Annotated in this window: 16 protein-coding genes; 11 read left to right on the top strand and 5 right to left on the bottom strand. The window is 73.3% G+C overall.

What is annotated here, in order from left to right:
* Positions 1-31: 31 nt before the first annotated feature.
* Complete coding sequence (locus tag FR742_RS03435; protein ID WP_148029560.1) at positions 32-805, top strand: FAD:protein FMN transferase; 774 nt, start codon at positions 32-34, stop codon at positions 803-805.
* Between the two features lie 8 nt (positions 806-813).
* On the opposite strand, the gene FR742_RS03430 is transcribed toward FR742_RS03435, so the two are convergent.
* Positions 814-1,089 carry a hypothetical protein gene (locus FR742_RS03430; RefSeq protein ID WP_148029559.1) on the bottom strand — a complete coding sequence of 92 codons (276 nt, stop codon included), beginning with the start codon at positions 1,087-1,089 and terminating at the stop codon, positions 814-816.
* A 109-nt stretch (positions 1,090-1,198) separates the two neighbouring features.
* Between FR742_RS03430 and FR742_RS03425 the strand changes: the two genes are divergently transcribed.
* Positions 1,199-1,576: a phage holin family protein gene (locus FR742_RS03425; RefSeq protein WP_148029558.1), complete on the top strand. Its 378-nt coding sequence runs from the start codon at positions 1,199-1,201 to the stop codon at positions 1,574-1,576.
* Here FR742_RS03425 and FR742_RS03420 read toward each other — a convergent pair.
* The 3 genes from FR742_RS03420 to FR742_RS03410 all read right to left on the bottom strand — a co-directional run bounded on the left by FR742_RS03420 (position 1,560) and on the right by FR742_RS03410 (position 4,531).
* Entirely contained in the window at positions 1,560-2,558 is a 999-nt protein-coding gene (locus FR742_RS03420; RefSeq protein WP_148029557.1) for a LacI family DNA-binding transcriptional regulator, read from the bottom strand. The two genes, FR742_RS03425 and FR742_RS03420, sit on opposite strands and share 17 nt — an antisense overlap.
* Before the next feature lie 128 nt (positions 2,559-2,686).
* Positions 2,687-3,343, bottom strand: coding sequence for a (2Fe-2S)-binding protein (locus FR742_RS03415; protein WP_148029556.1), 657 nt, complete (start codon positions 3,341-3,343; stop codon positions 2,687-2,689).
* Positions 3,344-3,358: 15 nt separating this feature from the next.
* Positions 3,359-4,531, bottom strand: coding sequence for an MFS transporter (locus FR742_RS03410; RefSeq protein WP_148029555.1), 1,173 nt, complete (start codon positions 4,529-4,531; stop codon positions 3,359-3,361).
* Between the two features lie 70 nt (positions 4,532-4,601).
* Between FR742_RS03410 and FR742_RS03405 the strand changes: the two genes are divergently transcribed.
* On the top strand, positions 4,602-5,579 hold the full coding sequence (locus FR742_RS03405) for a LacI family DNA-binding transcriptional regulator (protein ID WP_396989214.1): 978 nt from the start codon (positions 4,602-4,604) through the stop codon (positions 5,577-5,579).
* 251 nt (positions 5,580-5,830) lie between these two features.
* Here the strand turns inward: FR742_RS03405 and FR742_RS03400 are convergent, their stop codons facing one another.
* On the bottom strand, positions 5,831-7,072 hold the full coding sequence (locus FR742_RS03400) for an MFS transporter (protein WP_261808338.1): 1,242 nt from the start codon (positions 7,070-7,072) through the stop codon (positions 5,831-5,833).
* Between the two features lie 124 nt (positions 7,073-7,196).
* On the opposite strand from FR742_RS03400, the gene FR742_RS03395 reads away from it, so the two are divergent.
* From FR742_RS03395 to FR742_RS03360, 8 genes are all read left to right on the top strand, one after another.
* Positions 7,197-8,213: a helix-turn-helix transcriptional regulator gene (locus tag FR742_RS03395; RefSeq protein ID WP_148029554.1), complete on the top strand. Its 1,017-nt coding sequence runs from the start codon at positions 7,197-7,199 to the stop codon at positions 8,211-8,213.
* Positions 8,214-8,295: 82 nt separating this feature from the next.
* On the top strand, positions 8,296-9,246 hold the full coding sequence (locus FR742_RS03390; RefSeq protein WP_148029553.1) for a sugar-binding transcriptional regulator: 951 nt from the start codon (positions 8,296-8,298) through the stop codon (positions 9,244-9,246).
* Positions 9,247-9,439: 193 nt separating this feature from the next.
* Positions 9,440-10,531 carry a sugar ABC transporter substrate-binding protein gene (locus tag FR742_RS03385; RefSeq protein WP_222708823.1) on the top strand — a complete coding sequence of 364 codons (1,092 nt, stop codon included), beginning with the start codon at positions 9,440-9,442 and terminating at the stop codon, positions 10,529-10,531.
* Between the two features lie 9 nt (positions 10,532-10,540).
* Positions 10,541-11,332: an ATP-binding cassette domain-containing protein gene (locus FR742_RS03380; RefSeq protein WP_148029552.1), complete on the top strand. Its 792-nt coding sequence runs from the start codon at positions 10,541-10,543 to the stop codon at positions 11,330-11,332.
* Between the two features lie 8 nt (positions 11,333-11,340).
* Positions 11,341-12,582 (top strand): sugar ABC transporter permease, encoded by a 1,242-nt coding sequence (locus tag FR742_RS03375; RefSeq protein ID WP_222708822.1) that lies wholly within the window; start codon positions 11,341-11,343, stop codon positions 12,580-12,582.
* Complete coding sequence (locus tag FR742_RS03370) at positions 12,579-14,054, top strand: FGGY-family carbohydrate kinase (RefSeq protein ID WP_261808337.1); 1,476 nt, start codon at positions 12,579-12,581, stop codon at positions 14,052-14,054. Before FR742_RS03375 ends, FR742_RS03370 begins: the two co-directional genes overlap by 4 nt.
* A complete protein-coding gene (locus FR742_RS45560; protein ID WP_261808336.1) occupies positions 14,051-15,733 on the top strand; it encodes an FGGY-family carbohydrate kinase in 1,683 nt (560 codons plus the stop codon). The genes FR742_RS03370 and FR742_RS45560 overlap by 4 nt, the downstream gene beginning before the upstream one ends.
* Before the next feature lie 262 nt (positions 15,734-15,995).
* On the top strand, positions 15,996-16,631 hold the full coding sequence (locus tag FR742_RS03360) for a histidine phosphatase family protein (protein ID WP_219543739.1): 636 nt from the start codon (positions 15,996-15,998) through the stop codon (positions 16,629-16,631).
* The last annotated feature ends 1 nt before the right edge of the window (position 16,632 follow it).

The raw sequence follows: 16,632 nt of genomic DNA, 5'->3' as shown, positions 1-16,632 counted from the left end.
TGAGAGTGTTACTGGGGACAAGGAGGCGAAGGTGACGACTTTCCCCGGAACGGCCCGTGTCGGGAACTTCATGGGCACACACGTCAGTGTCGACATCCGTACCGCCCTGCCGACGCGGGAGCTCACTCCCGTGCTCGACCACGCGTTCAGGTGGCTGCGGTGGGTGGAAGAGACGTTCGACCCGGACGACGAGGACAGCCAGATCTTCCGCCTCAACCGCGGGCAGACCCTGCGTCAGGTGCCGGAGCTCGTCGAGGTGCTCCACCGGTGCGACGAACTGAGCAAAGCGACCGACGGCTGGTTCGAGGCCCGGATCAACGGCAGGGTCGACCCGTCCGGCTACATCAAAGGCTGGGCGCTGGAGCGGCTGTCACGGGCGCTGACGCAGTCGGGAGCGGTCGACCACCTCATCGACGCCGGCGGCGACATCCGGGTGCGCGGCTCGGCCTCGCCGGGCAAGCGCTGGCGGATCGGCGTCCGCGACCCGAAGACCGGGGTGGTGCGCAGGGTCCTGTTCGCCCACGACCTGGCCGTCGCGACCTCCGGCCGCGCCAAGATCGTGAACCCCCGTACGGGCGAGCCGCAGGACGCCCTGTCGTCCGTCACCGTGCTCGGCCCCGACCTGGGAGTGGCGGACGCCTACGCCACCGCCATGTACGCGATGGGACCGGTGCTCGCCAGGCGCTTCGGGATCGAGCTGGGCGAGGGCCCGTACCAGAGCCTGATCGTGACCCGTGACGGCCAGGAGTTCGGCACCCCCGGCCTGGCCGCCTACAGCGGGGCGGGCACCCTGCTGGCCGGCTAGCTGGCCGGCTAGGCGTCGGGATGCTCGCGTAGATACTCAAGGTAGACGGGGCGCAGCGCCGCCCCCAGGTTGCCCTCGCCCGCGGTCATCGCGTCGCTCAGCAGCGCCGAGACGCGGGTGAGGTCGGCCGTCGTCTCGCTCGCGTGGCCGGTGGCCGCCTCGGCCGCGGGGATCACCTTGAGCAGGTTCCACAGGAACCCGAGGTCCCCATGGCGGACGGCGTAGCGCACGGCGCGTTCGTGCAGCTCGCTGTCCGACAGCGTTTCGAGTCCGGTGGCGTCCATCTCGCTCCTCCCTGGTAACCTCCCCCTTTCCCGGGCGAGCGGGGCGGTAACGCATCGGGATCCGCTCCGGCCTATCCGTATGGCGACGGCAGTGGGAGGATCAAGCAGCGTGAGATTCATCATCAGAACCCTCGCGGCCGCGGTCGCGCTCTGGGTGGCGGTCCAGTTCCTCGACGGCATCGACGTGACGGCGCCGGAGTATTCGGCGAGCTACTGGGGCACGCTCCTCGTCGTCGCGCTGATCTTCGGCCTCATCAACGCCATCGTCAAACCCATCGTGAAAGGCCTCGGGTGCGCGCTGATCGTGCTCACCCTCGGGTTGTTCCTGCTGGTCATCAACGCCGCCATGCTGCTGCTGACCAGCTGGGTGGCCGGCCAGCTGAGCATCCCCTTCCATGTCGACTCCTTCTGGCCCGACGCGTTCTTCGGCGCGATCATCATCAGCGTGGTGACCTGGCTGCTCAGCTGGCTCATCCCCGACGACTGAGGTCGGCCACCGACTCGCGCTCGCGCAGGGTGGGCAGCTGGACGACGCGCCGGCGCTCGCCCTGGCCGTCGGCCGCGTCGGTCATGAGGCGGACGGCCGCGCCGACGATGCCGTCGATGTTCCAGTCGACGGTGGACAGCTCGGGAGTGAGCAGGCCGGACATCGGGTGGTCGTCGTAGCCCATCACCGAGACGTCGCCGGGGATCGACAGCCCCAGCTCGCGGGCGGCGGCGTAGACGCCGTAGGCGATGGAGTCGGCGAAGCAGAAGACGGCGCTCGGCCGGGCGCCGCCGAGCAGGTCGCGGGCGGCTCGCGTGGCGGCGATCGGGCCGTGCGCGGCGCTCGCCACCTCGATGTCGAGGCCCAGCCGCTCGGCCTCGGCCAGGACGTGCACGTCAGCGGGACGGTCGGGGGTGCTGGGCCGGGTGGGGGTGAGCACGCCGACGCGGCGGTGGCCGAGCGCCCGCAGGTGCTCCAGCGCGAGCGTGACGCCGCGCCGGTTGTCGAAGACGACCTCGGCGGCGGTGCCGCGCAGCGAGTCGCCGACCGCGACCACCGGCAGCGACGCGCACAGCTCGGGCCAGAACGGCGCGGCGGGGTCGAGCGGCTGCACGATGAGGCCGTCGACGCGCTGGTCACGCAGCTGGCCGGCGAGCGCCCGCTCGCGCGCCGGGTCGCCGGCGGCGTCGAGGATGAGCGCGTAGCGGTCGCGTTCGCGCAGGCCCCTGCTGATGCCCACGGCCAGCGACTGCTGCCAGAGGTCCTCCAGCGAGGCGCAGAGCACCCCGATCATGCCGGTGCGGCCGCTGGCCAGGGCGCGGGCGATCGGGTCGGCCTCGTAGCCGAGCTCGGCCGCGGCGGCGCGGACCCGCTCGACGGTCTCGGGCGCGACCTGCACGCCGCGCAGCGCGTAGGAGACGGCGGCCTGGGACAGGCCCGTGGCGCGCGCCACCTCCCGGATCGTCGCTCGCTTGCGGGGCATCCCGCCACGATAAACGCCGCCACCGACATTCCGGTGACCGCGTGGTAACGCCCCGGTCACGCCGCGCGTTCAGGCACTCCACGCCCTGCGATCAGACGCCGTCCAAGCCGCCGTCCCCGGGTCCGTGTTCAGGCGGCGGGCTTCCTCAGCACGCAGCAGCTCCCGCACGGCTCGGCGTCCGGCAGCGTCACCCACAGGCAGCAGGTACGGCGGAAGTATCCGTCGCCGGACGGCTCGATCAGTCCGTCGACCGGCTCGCCGACGCGCCTGAGCAGGTCCATGTAGTCGCCGGGCACCATCGAGATCAGAGGGTGCGCGAACGCCTCGGCCGTCGAGCCCCACAAGGTCCGCTCGCCCACCCTGGCCATCGAGCCGATCGCCTTGACCAGGGGCCGCTGCGACTCCGCCAGCGCCTCCCGGATCGCGCCGGCACCTTCCGTCCAGCTCACCCGGCTCGCCGCGATCGTCACCCCGGCGTCGGAGCGCCTGACGTACGTGTCGGCCAGCTTCATGATCGGCACGTGCCCGTCCAGCGCCCAGCCGAGCGCCATCGGCAGCGTGTGCCAGTAGCCGTAGGTCTTCCAGAACAGCGCCGCGCCGACGTGGCGTGGCGCGTTCCAGCGCGCCGCCGTCTCGTCGACCAGCTCGCCCAGCACCGTGTACGGCTCCCGCACCAGGCCGGCGACGGCCGTCCAGCTCTCGTCGGGCTCGATGACCAGGCCCGGCTCCACGCCCAGCACGCCGCCGCGCTCGGCGGCGACGCGTTCCAGCACCTCGGTCAGCACCCCGGAACCCCTTCGCTAAAGGTTAACCTTGCCTAAGGTAGCAGGGCGTCCCGCGAACCATCCGGTGACCAGCTGCGCCCCCACCACGCCCAGCCCGGCCGCCAGCGGCACGGACCAGCCACCGGACACCTGCCCCAGATACCCGAACAGCAGCGGGCCGAGCGCCGCGATCACGTACCCGAGCGACTGCGCCACCGCGGACAGCGCCGTCACCGCCGCCGGGTCGGCCGGGCGCAGCGCGATGATCAGCAGCGCCAGCGCGAACGACGCGCCCTGCCCGATGCCCAGCACGATCATCCACAGCCACGGCACCGTCGTCGGCGCCACCAGCACCCCCAGGTAGCCGAGGCCGGTCAGCACACCCGCCGCCATCACGTACGGCACCTGCGACGCCCGCCGCCCGGCCAGGACCGGCACCCCCAGCGTGGCGGCCACCTGGACCAGGGTCGTCAGCCCGAGCAGGTAACCGGCCTGGTCGGCGGGCAGCCCGGCGTCCAGGAAGATCTTCGGCAGCCACGTCAGCATGATGTAGAACGTCGCCGACTGCAGCCCCATCCAGGCCGTCACCTGCCAGGTCACCCGGCTGCGCAGGACCGCCCGGATGGGCCGCGGCCCCCGAGGGGGGAGCACCTGCCTGCCGAACACCTGCGGCAGCCAGAGCAGGGCGGCGGCCAGGGCCGGCACGGCCATCAGCGCCGACACGCCGCGCCAGTCGTGACCGGTGGCGTTCTCCAGCGGGATGACCAGGGCCGAGGCGCCCGCCGCGCCGCCCACGATGGCCGAGGAGTAGACGCCGGTCAGCAGGTTCAGCCGGTGGGGGAAGTGCTGCTTGACGATGGCGGGCATGATCACGTTCATCACGGCGATGGCCGTCGCCGCGACGGCCGAGCCTGCGTACAGGACCGGGGCGCCGTCGAGGACCCGCAGCACCACCCCGAGCGCGAGCAGCAGCAGGCCGGCCAGGAGCGTGCGGTCCAGCCCGATGCGGCGGGCGAGCAGCGGCGCCAACGGCCCGAACACGCCCAGGCAGATCACCATGACCGTGGAGATGCCGCCGGCTCCCGCGGGGCTGAGCCCGACGTCGGTCATGATCTCGTCGAGGAGCGGCGAGACCCCGGCGATGGCGGGCCGGAGGTTCAGCCCGGCCAGCACGATGCCGGCGACGAGCAGTGCGGATCTGAACGACATCGGGTTCCTCCTGTCGCACAGTGCTTTGACAACGTTGTCCGGCACTGCGAGGTGAGAAAGGATCCTAGACGTGAGACCGACGATGAAGGACGTCGCCTCGGCCGCGGGCGTCGCGCTCAAGACCGTGTCCCGCGTGGTCAACGGCGAGCCCGGCGTGCATCCGGCGACCGCCGACCGGGTGCGCGCCGCCATCGACCGGCTCGGCTACAGCCGCAACGAGAGCGCCCGCGTGCTGCGCCGGGGCCGCACCGCCACCATCGGCCTGGTCATCGAGGACGTCGCCGACCCCTTCTACGCCGGGCTGAGCCGGGCCGTGGAGTCCGTGGCCGCCGCCCACGGGTGCCTGCTGCTCAGCGGGTCGTCCAGCGAGGACCCGGAGCGAGAGCGGGAGCTGGTGCTCACGTTCTGCGCGCGGCGGGTCGACGGGCTGATCGTGGTGCCCGCCGGCGAGGACCACTCCTACCTGCGGCCCGAGCTCGACGCGGGCACCCCGGCCGTGTTCGTGGACCGGCCGCCGGGACCGGGGATCGACGTCGACACGGTGCTCGCCGACAACGCGGGCGGCGCGGCCCTGGCCACCCGGCACCTCGTCGCGCACGGGCACAGCAGGATCGCGTTCCTCGGCGACGAGCCGTCGATCTTCACGGCCGCGCGGCGGCTGCACGGCTACCGGACCGCACTCGGTCACCTCTACGACGAGCGGCTGGTGTGCATGCGGGCCCCCGCGCTCGACACCGTACGGGCGGCGCTCGACCGGATGCTGGCCCTGGACCGGCCGCCGACGGCGGTGTTCACCGGCAACGGGCGGCTCACCGTGACGGCCCTGCGCGCGCTGGCGGGGCGGCGGGGGCCGGCGGTGGTCGGGTTCGACGACTTCGAGCTGTCGGACCTGCTCGGCGTGACGGTGGTGGCGCAGGATCCGGCGCGCATGGGGCGGGTGGCGGCCGAGCTGCTGTTCCGCAGGCTCTCGGGCGACACCGGACCCGCCGAGCACCCGGTGCTGCCGGTCGGCCTCGTCCCCCGCGGCTCGGGCGAGCTGCCCCCGTGAGACTCACGGACATCGACGCGCCGCACCCGAGAGCTTCGGCCGAACGATTCCCCCTCCCTGACGCGGGCGGCCCCGTCAGCGGACGCGGTCCCGAACCCGGACCTACGGCGGGCTGAGCGGGCCGTCAGGCACGCATGACGGCGCCGAGCCCGAGGGGTTTCCCAAAAGGTCGTGATTTTTCTGAACTTACGGCAAGCCCGGCGGGCCTCAGGCACGCGTTGCGGCGCCCTGCCCGAGAGGGGATCAACGGATCAAGAGGTTCGGGTGGGGGCCTGGTCGGCGGTGATTCTCTCCGGGGCGGGCTCGGGGCGGAGGGGCCGCCACAGGGCCAGGGCGGCGAGGACGCCGGCGGCGCCCGCGACCACGATCCCCAGCCGGGGCGAGAACACCTCGCCCACGACGCCGATGAGCGCCGCGCCCACCGCCTGCCCGGTCATCAGCCCCGTCGACAGCAGCCCGAACGCCTGCCCGCGCACGTCCTCGGGCACCGCGTCGACGAACCGGCGCTGCAGCCCGAGCTGGTAGGCGAGGCCCGCGGCCGCGACGGCGGCGAGGGCGGCGGCCCACCCGACGCCGGGCGCGGCCAGGAACCCCAGCCACGGCACCCCGAGCAGCACCGCCAGCGGCAGCGAGAGCCGCTCCCGCAGCGCCGGCGCGGCGAACCGGCCGACGGCGAACTCCCCCACCGCCATCCCGGCGGCGGCCGCGGCCAGCACCACGCCGGCCTTGCCCTGCCCGCCCAGGTACGGCACGATCATCGCCTCGCCCCCGGCCAGGAACAGCGGCGGCACCCACGACGCCAACAGCAGCCCGCGCACCCGCCGGTCGGCGAGCAGCAGCCTGTTGACCCGCAGCGTGGTCCGCACCGCTCCGGAAGCGGAGCCCCGCCGGTCAGTCTGGCGCGGCGGACTGGACGGAAGGCCGAAGCGGAGGATCAGGGCGCCGAAGGCGGAGAGCGCGGCGGTGGCCGCGAGGGCGCCCTGGGGGCCGGTGGCGGCCAGGAAGGCGCCGCCCACGGCCAGGCCGCCGATCTGGGCTCCGGCCGAGGTGACGCCCAGGAGCGACCGTCCCAGGACGAACGCGTCACCGGGCAGCACGTCCGGCAGCATGGCGCTGCGCGCGGCGCCGAAGACGGGCGAGAACAGCCCCGTGACCAGCACCAGCGCCAGCATCGCCCAGACCGGCAGCCCCGCGTACGCCAGCAGCAGGCACACCACCACCCTGACCAGTTCGCCCACCACCATGAGCCCTCGCGCGGGCAGCCGGTCGGCCAGCGACAGCAGGAACATGCCACCGACGATGTACGGCAGCCAGCCCACCATGTAGGCGGCCGCGGCCAGCCCGGGCGAGCCGCTCTCCGCGTACACCAGCACCGACAGCGCCAGCATCTTGATCGAGTCGCCGGACACCAGCAGCGCGAAGCTGCCGAACAGCACCCGGAACTCGCGGACGGCGAACACCTCGCCGTAGGTCGCCGCGCGTTCGGTGGACAAGGCGGATCTCCTCAGGAGAGATGGGAGGGGCGGCCCCGGAGGGAGGGCCGGGGCCGCCTCTTCTGTTCATCCGATGGTGGCCGGGGTCCAAGCTCGCGGCGAAGCTTTCGGATATAACCGAAAGATGGTGTACAGGATCGAGGTCACCCCACAGGACGTGGCCGCCAGCCGGTTCGCCATCTCGCCGCTGATCGAGACCATGCACGCGCAGTGGCTGCTCGACGGCCGCGGACCGGCGGGCGTGCACCGGCAATGGGTGGACCGGTGGCGGCCGGCGTACCGGGAGCTGGCGCGCCGCCACCCGGCGCTGCGCGCCACGGCCGTGATCTCCGGCAACCGGGGCGACGCGAACGTGGACTTCATCGCGCCCCCGCCCACCGGCGTGGGCGTGCCGTTCGAGGCGGAGCTGTCCGCCGTCAGGGAGACCCCGATCGAGCAGGCGCACGCCGAGATCGCCGCGGTGCTGGCCCGCCGCCCGCCGCCCGCCGAGGAGGCCAGGACCCTGCTGCTCGGCGCCGACGTGGTGCGGCTCATCGCCGACGCGTACGAGGCGCTCTGGACGGAGATCGTGTCCAGGGAGTGGCCGCACTTCCAGGCGATCCTGGAGCGGGACGTGGTGCACCGGGCAGGGCGGCTGGCGGCCTACGGGTGGGCGGCGGCGCTCGACGGCCTGAGCGAGCAGGTGCGCTGGAACGGCGACGGCCACATCGAGATCGCGATGGGCACGCAGGACGAGTGGTACCGGCTGGGCGGCAAGGGGCTGCTGTTCCTGCCGTCGGCGTTCATCGGCAACCTGGGCGCGTACCTGGAGGAGGCGTGGCCGTCCGCGCTGGTGTACCCCGCCCGCGGGATCGCGGCCGGACGGCGCCGGGCGGGGGCCGGCCTGGCGCGGCTGATCGGGCGCACCCGCGCCCGAGTCCTGGAGGAGCTGGCCGCGCCGGCCACGACCACCCACCTGGCCGCGCTGCTCGGGCAGAGCCTCGGCACCACGGGCGGCCACCTGGCGGCGCTGCGCGAGGCGGGGCTGATCAGCGGCACCCGGACCGGCCGCAGCGTCCTGTACGCGCGCACCCCGCTCGGCGACGCCCTCGTCGCGGGCGCGATCCGGCCGGGCATCCCGGATTCGCGCCAGGATCGCTAGCCTTTCTTCCGGGCGGCGCGAAGGTATAGTCGAGCGCATACGTTCAGCACAATTGTTCAGAGAATCCCCAGGGAGCGCGCGCATGAATGTCGACGCCGCACAGGAAGCCCGCTTCCCCCAGGAGCTGATGTACGCCGCGGCGTCGCAGTACTACCTTCACGACGCCACCCAGGCCGACATCGCCGAACGGCTGGGCGTCAGCAGGGCGACCGTGAGCCGGCTGCTGACCGAGGCGCGCAGGCAGGGCATCGTCGAGATCAGGGTGCACCGCCCCGAACGGCTGGCCGGAGGCCACCTGGCGAGCGAGGTCGCCGGCGCGCTGAACCTCCACGACGTCCACCTGGTCCCCAAGGTCAGCGGCCCCGCGCTGGGCCCGTGGCTGGCCCCCGGCCTGGCCAAGGCGCTGGCGGCGGTGGGGCTGGAGTCGGGCGACGTGGTGCTGGTGTCGTCGGGCAGCACCGTGTACGAGTGCGCGCGCGAGGGGCTCGGCCGCTTCCCCGGCGTGCGGATCGCCCCGGCGGTCGGCGGGCAGCAGGACCCGCAGCCCTGGTTCCAGACCAACGAGACCACCCGCCTGCTGGCCGACCAGGTCGGCGGCGTGCCCCACTACCTGTACGCGCCCGCGCTGCCTGGCCCCGAGCTGTTCTACTCGCTGCAGCACGAGCCGTCGGTGCGCCGGGTGATGGACCTGTGGGCGCAGGCCAGGTGCGCGGTCGTGGGCGTCGGCTCGCCGCCGCTGACGCGCCAGGTCGTGCCCGCGTTCGTGCCGCGCGACGAGCCCAGCCTGCGCAGGGCCGTGGGCGACGTCTGCTCGCGCTTCTACGACCGCGACGGCGAGCCTGTCGGCTACCCGGGCAGCGAACGCCTGGTCGCGGCCGGCCTGGAGGAGCTGCGGCGCATCCCGCACTCGATCGCCGTCGCCGTGGGCGGGGAGAAGGTGGCCTCGATCATCGCGGGTGCCAGGGGCGGCTACTTCAACCGGCTCGTCACCGACGCGCTGACCGCCGAGAGCATCCTCGCCGCCACGCGTTGAGCGCCACGCCGGGGTGAACCCGGCGTCGTCCGCATGCCTAGAGTGTGAACACTCGTGCTGGACAAATGTTCTGGCCCCGGCTAGCGTGATGCCCACCACAGGACGTGGCCCGACAGGCGCGTCATTGGTCGCATTCGGGGGACGCGACGCATACGAGATCGTCCGCTGGACGTAGCGAGTGAGGAAAGAACCCGTGAAGAGAATCAAGATGCGGACGTCCGCCTTCGCCGCCGTGGCGGTCCTCGCGACTTCGGCGCTGGCCGCGTGCGGCTCGACCGGCGGCGGCGACGGTGCGGCGACCAGCGGCGCCGAGGGCGGCGCGGAGAACGCCAAGGTGGCGTTCCTCATGCCCGACCTCGCCTCGACCCGGTACGAGCAGCAGGACAAGCCGCTGTTCGAGGCCAAGATGAAGGAGCTCTGCCCCAGCTGCTCCGTCATCTACCAGAACGCCGACTCCGACGCCGCCAAGCAGCAGCAGCAGGCGAACTCCGCGCTGGCCCAGGGCGTCAAGGCCATCGTGATCGACCCCGTCGACTCCACCGCGGCGGCCACCATCGTGCGCGCCGCGCAGGCGCAGCAGGTGCCGATCATCGCCTACGACCGGCCGATCCCGTCCACTCCGGCCGACTACTACATCTCGTTCGACAACGAGAAGATCGGCTCGCTGATCGCCCAGTCGCTGGTCGACCACCTCAAGGCGGAGAACGCCGAGGGCGGCATCCTCCAGGTGAACGGCTCCCCGACGGACGCCGCGGCCGGCCTGATCAAGAAGGGCATCCACAGCGCCGTCGACCCCAGCGGCTTCAAGCTGCTGGCCGAGTACGACACGCCCGAGTGGAGCCCGGAGAAGGCGCAGACCTGGGTCAGCGGCCAGATCACCCAGTTCGGCGACGACATCGTCGGCGTGGTCGCGGCCAACGACGGCACCGCCAGCGGCACCATCGCCGCCTTCAAGGCCGCGGGCAAGGACGTGCCGCCGGTCACCGGCAACGACGCGGAGATCGCCGCCGCCCAGCGCATCATCAAGGGCGACCAGTACAACACGATCTCCAAGCCGATCAAGATCGTCGCCGAGGCCGCCGCCGACGTCGCCTACCAGTTCATGCAGGGCCAGAAGCCCGAGGGCAAGGACTCCCTGTACGACACGCCCTCCGAGCTCTTCGTCCCGACGGTCGTGACGAAGGAGAACGTCAAGGAGGTGCTGTTCGACAGCGGCATCATGAAGGCCTCCGAGGTGTGCACCGGCGAGTACGCCGAGGGCTGCGCCGCGCTCGACATCAAGTAAGGGGTCCCCGTGTCGCCCACACAGAAGCCGGACGCAGTCCTGTCCCTGCGCGGCATCAGCAAGACCTTCGGGGCCGTCGCCGCGCTCACCGACATCGAGCTCGACGTGGCCCCGCACCAGGTCGTCGCGGTGGTCGGCGACAACGGCGCCGGCAAGTCCACGCTGGTCAAGATCCTCTCAGGGGTGCATCCGCCGGACTCGGGGACGATCACGTTCGCCGGCCGTGAGGTCGACATCCCCAACCCGGCGGCGGCGCACAAGCTCGGCATCGCCACCGTCTTCCAGGACCTGGCGCTCTGCGAGAACCTCAACGTGATCCAGAACCTGTTCCTGGGCCAGGAGATCCGCCCGCTGCGCCTGAACGACGTGGCGATGGAGACGCGTTCGTGGGAGCTGCTCCGGCAGCTCTCCGCGAAGATCCCGAGCGTGCGGGTCCCGGTGGCGGCGCTGTCCGGGGGCCAGCGCCAGACGGTGGCGATCGCCAGGTCGCTGCTCGGCGACCCGAAGATCATCATCCTGGACGAGCCGACGGCCGCGCTGGGCGTCGCCCAGACGGCCGAGGTGCTCAACCTGGTCGAGCGGCTGCGCGAGAACGGCCTGGGCGTGATCATGATCAGCCACAACATGGCCGACGTGAAGGCCGTGGCCGACAAGGTCGCCGTGCTCAGGCTCGGCCGCAACAACGGCGTCTTCGACGTCGGCGACGTCTCCGCCGAAGACATCATCGCCGCGATCACCGGGGCCACCGACAACGCGGTGGCCCGGCGGGCGTCCCGGCGTCAGGAAGGGCTCCCGTCATGAAGGACACGGTGAACAGCACGACGGACGGCACGGTTGACCACCAGGACGAGCGGCTGCAGCGGCGCGAGGGCCTGCGCGGCGCGTTCACCGACGTGGTCGAGCGGGCGCGCGGCGGCGACCTCGGCGTGATCCCGGTCGTGGTCGGGCTGATCGTCATCTGGAGCGTGCTGCAGATCCTCAACCCGATCTTCCTGTCCAGCCAGAACCTGGTGAACCTGACGATGGAGTCGGCCGCGGTCGGCGTCATCGCGCTGGGCATCGTCTGCGTCCTGCTGGTCGGCCAGATCGACCTGTCCGTCGGCTCGGTCAGCGGCCTGTCGGGCGCGGTGCTGGCGGTGCTCTTCGTGGACCAGGGGCTGCCGGCCTGGGTGGCGATCTCGGCCGCGGTCATCATCGGCGCCGCCGTCGGCTGGGTGTACGCGCAGCTGTTCAACAGGTTCGGCGTGCCCAGCTTCGTCATCACGCTCGCGGGCCTGCTCGGCTTCCTCGGCCTGCAGCTGTACGTGCTCGGCACCAAGGGCGCGATCAACCTGCCGTTCGACTCGGGGCTGGTGAACTTCGCCCAGCTCGCCTTCGTGCCCGCCTGGCTGTCGTACACGCTGGCGGTGGTCGCGGCCGGGTGGCTGTTCGCGAGCGGCTACCTGCACGCCAGGGAGCGCCGCAAGGCCGGGCTGTCGTCGAAGAGCACCTCGGCGCTGGTCGTGCGGAGCGCCGCGCTGCTGGTGGCGCTGCTGTTCATGGTCTGGTACCTGGGACAGACGCGCGGCGTCGGCTGGATGTTCGTGTTCTTCGTCGCGCTGGTGCTGGTCATGCACTACCTGCTCTCGCGTACGCGGTGGGGCAGGTCGGTGTACGCGGTCGGCGGCAACGTCGAGGCCGCCAGGCGCGCCGGCATCAACGTCAGGACCATCTACACCTCGGTGTTCGTGCTCTGCTCCTCCTTCGCGGCGGTCGGCGGCATCCTCGCCGCGGCCCGGCTCGCGGCGGCCAACCAGAGCAGCGGCGGCGGCGACGTCAACCTCAACGCCATCGCCGCGGCGGTCATCGGCGGCACGAGCCTGTTCGGCGGGCGCGGCACCGCGTTCGGCGCGCTGCTCGGCATCATCGTCATCCAGTCGATCTCCAGCGGCCTGACGCTGCTGAACCTCGACTCCTCCATCCGCTTCATGGTCACCGGGGCCGTCCTGCTCCTGGCGGTGGTCGTCGACTCCGTCTCGCGCCGGTCGAGGACCTCGCACGGCAGGGCATGATGGCGGCCATCTGCGTCGACGCGGGCACCACGGTGATCAAAGCCGTCGGCTACGACGCCCGGGGCGCCGAGTCCGCGGTGTCCAGGCGGCCCACGGCCGTCTCCAGGCCCGTCCCCGGACACGCCGAGCAGGACATGGCCGCGGTCTGGGACGCCGTCGAGGCGACCGTACGCGAGGTGGCCGCCGCGCTCGGCGAGCCGGTCGACTTCGTGGCCGTGACCGCGCAGGGCGACGGCTGCTGGCTGGTCGACTCCGCCGGCGAGCCCACCGGCCCGGCCATCCTGTGGAACGACGGCCGCGCGGCCGGGATCGTCGACGGCTGGACCCGGTCCGGGCTGGCCGCCCGGGCCTTCCGGGTCAACGGCTCGTCGGCGGCCTCCGGGCTGCCGCACGCGATCCTCGCCTGGCTGAAGGAGCACGACCCCGGACGACTGGCCCGCTCCGCCGCCGCACTCACCTGCGGCGGCTGGATCTTCGCGCGGCTGACCGGCGAGCTCGCCGCCGACGAGTCCGACGCCTCCGCCCCGTTCATGGACCTGCGCGCCCGCCGCTACGCGCCCGAGCTGCTTGAGCTGTTCGGGCTGGAATGGGCGCAGCGGCTGCTGCCCGGCATCCGCGACGACGACCGGCGCACGGCCGGGCTGTCGAAGCGGGCGGCGGAGCGGCTCGGGCTGGCCGAGGGCACGCCCGTGGTGCTGGCCCCGTACGACATCGTCACGACCGCGCTCGGCGCGGGCGCGGTCAGCCCGGGGCAGGCGTGCGGCATCCTCGGCACCACGCTCTGCGTGGAGACCCTGGTCGAACGGCCGGACCTGGACGGCGACCCGGTCGGCATCACGATCGCGGCGCCGGGCGGCTACCTGCGCGCCTTCCCCACGTTCGCCGGCACCGAGGTGATCCAGTGGGCCTGCCGGATGCTCGGCCTGGACCGGCCCGCCGAGCTGAGCGAGCTGGCCGCGCGGAGCGAACCGGGGGCGCGCGGGCTGGCGTTCCTGCCCTACTTCTCCCCCGCCGGTGAGCGGGCGCCGTTCTCCGACCCGTACGCCAGGGGCGCGTTCCTCGGCATGTCCGTCGAGCACGGCCGCGAGCACCTCGCCCGCGCCGTGCTGGAAGGGCTCACGCTCGTCGTCCAGGACTGCCTGGCCGCCACCGGCGCCGCCCCGCGCGAGCTGCGGGTCTGCGGCGGCGGCTCGGCGAGCGGGCTGTGGCTGCGGCTCATCGCCGCCGTCACCGGGCTGCCGGTGCTGCGCCCGGCCGACGCCGAGGTCGGCGCGAGGGGCGCCTTCCTCGTCGGGCTCGCCGCCACCGGCGCCGCGACGATCCAGGACGCCGCCGCCCGGCACGTGCGGCTCGGTGACGTCGTGGAGCCCGAGCCCGGCCCGTACGCGAGCGCGTACCGGGACTTCCTGACCCTGCGCGAGCACGCGGCCCGGTCCTGGCCGCTGCTCGCCGAGATGCGGAGCAGGTCATGAGCGCGTGGATCGGGATCGACCTCGGCACCCAGAGCGTGCGCGCGATGGTCGTGGACGCCGGCGGGCGGGTGCTCGGCGCGGCCGTCCGCCCGCTGACCAGCCGCCGCGACGGCGTCCGGCACGAGCAGGACCCCGAGGAGTGGTGGCAGGCGCTGGCCGCGGCCACCCGCGAGGCGCTGCGCGACGTGCCCGCCGGGCGGATCGAGGGGGTCGCGGTCGACGCCACGTCCGGCACGATCCTGCTCACCGCGCCGGACGGGACGCCGCTGACGCCCGCGCTCATGTACGACGACAGGCGCGCCGCCGGGTTCGTGGACCGGGTGAACGAGGTGGGCGCGCCGGTCTGGGAGCGGCTGGGTTACCGGCGCATGCAGGCCAACTGGGCGCTGCCCAAGCTGCTGTGGCTGCTCGGCGACGCCCCGGCGGGGGCCCGCCTGGCCCACCAGAGCGACTTCGTCAACCGCCGGCTAGCCGGGCGCGAGGTGGCGACCGATCTGGGCAACGCGCTCAAGACCGGGGTGGACCTGATCGACGAACGCTGGCCGTCCGACGTCCTGTCCGCGCTCGGGGTGCCCGCCGGCGTGCTGCCCGCCGTGGTACGTCCCGGCACCCGCGTCGGCGAGGTCTGCGCGGAGGCGGCCAGGGCCACCGGCATCCCCCGGGGCACCCCGGTGATCGCGGGGACCACCGACGGGTGCGCCGCCCAGCTCGGCGCGGGCGCGCTGACCCCCGGGAGCTGGAACTCCGTCCTGGGCACCACCCTCGTGCTCAAGGGCGTCACCCGCGAGCCGGTGCGCGACCCGCTCGGCGTCGTCTACTCACACCGCGCCCCGGACGGGTCCTGGCTCCCGGGCGGAGCGTCGAGCACCGGCGCCGGCGTCCTCTCCCGCGACCTCCCTGGCCGCGACCTCGACGCCCTGTCCCTGGAAGCCGCCACCCGCTACGCCCCCGCAACCTCCACGGGTCTCACGCACGGCCGCTCGGGCTCCTCAGGTGCCACGTACGGTCGCGTGGACTCCCCGGGTGGCACGTACGGTCGCCGTGACTCCGCAGCCGTGGACGGCGCGTACGGCCGCAGGGGCTCCTCGGACGTGGACAGTCCGTACGGTCGCGGGACCACCGTCGGCGCGTACCCTGCCGGCCGGGGCGGAGGCGGCGTTCCGCTGGATCCGGCAGGGCTGCCGATCACGTATCCGCTGGTCTCGCGGGGTGAGCGGTTCCCGTTCGCGGCGCCGGACGCCGAGGGTTTCACGCTCGGTGAGCCCGCCGACGACGTGGAGCGGTACGTCGCGATCCTGCTCGGCGCGGCGTTCGTCGAGCGGCTCTGCTTCGACTACCTCGACCTGCTCGGCGCCCCCGTGGACGGCGAGATCATCCTCACCGGCGGCGCCACCCGCAGCGCGTACTGGACCCAGCTCCGCGCCGACGTCCTCGGCCGTCCGGTGACCCTCCGGGAGAACGCCGAACCGGCACTCGGCATGGCCGTCCTGGCAGCCGGAGCCACCGACACGTCCGGCGCCGCAGACGCCGCCGCCCGCATGATCCGCACCCGCGAGGTCGTCCAACCCTCCGGCGCCGACCTGCGCGACCCGTACCTGCGCTTCGTCACCGCCCTGGAAGAGCGCGGCTGGCTCCCCACCCCCGCCGCCGCCCACGCCCGCCAAAGGAGCGAGCGATGACCCCGCCCGCACACACAGCGCGGCCCACCCAGGGCGCGCGGCCAACGCATACCGCACAACCCACATATGCCGCGCCACCTACACGTGGCGCCCGGCCAACGCATGCGGCGCAGCCCGCAAGGGTGCGGCCCGTGGCCGAGCCTCAGCCCTCACAGGCGGCACGACCCTCGCGAGCGGAACCGCCGCGAGTGGAGCCGGACGAGGGCGGGGCGCGGTTTGCGGGGCTGGTGGGGATCGTTGGAAACGGGATGAGGGGGACGTGGTGACCGACGCAAGGGCCGCGACGCTGGTGCTGGTGCGGCATGGTGAGACCGTCTGGCACGCCGAGAACCGCTACGCGGGGATCAGCGACGTGGAGCTGACCCCGCGCGGTCACGAGCAGGCGCGGCAGCTGGCCGGATGGGCCGCCGGGGCGGGACTGAGCGCGGTGTGGGCGTCCACGCTGAGCCGGGCCCAGATCACCGCCGGTGCCAGCGCCGAGGCGGCCGGGGTGCGGCTGCGGGTGGACGAGCGGCTGCGGGAGCTGGACTTCGGCCAGGCCGAAGGGCTGACCGCGCGGGAGATGCGCGAGCGTTTCCCCGAGGCCCGCGCCGCCTTCGAGGCCGACCCCGGCGCGAACCCGCTGCCCGGCGGCGAGGACCCGGCCGCCGCCGCGGACCGGTTCACGGCCGCGCTGCGCGACATCGCCGCCGCCGACCCGGACGGGCGGGTGCTCGTCGTCGCGCACACCACCGCCATCAGGATCGCCCTGTGCCGCCTCGTCGGCGTGCCGCTCGGCGAGTACCGGCGGCTGTTCCCGCGCCTGGACAACTGCGCCCTCACCGAGCTGCGCCTGCGCGACGACGCGCCCCGGGCCGCGATCCTGCAGTACAACACCCCGATTGGAGCCGTTCGTTGAC

The sequence above is a fragment of the Nonomuraea sp. C10 genome (assembly GCF_008017515.1).
Classification (GTDB): Bacteria; Actinomycetota; Actinomycetes; order Streptosporangiales; family Streptosporangiaceae; genus Nonomuraea; species Nonomuraea ferruginea.
This window is presented reverse-complemented; position numbering and strand designations above follow the sequence as displayed.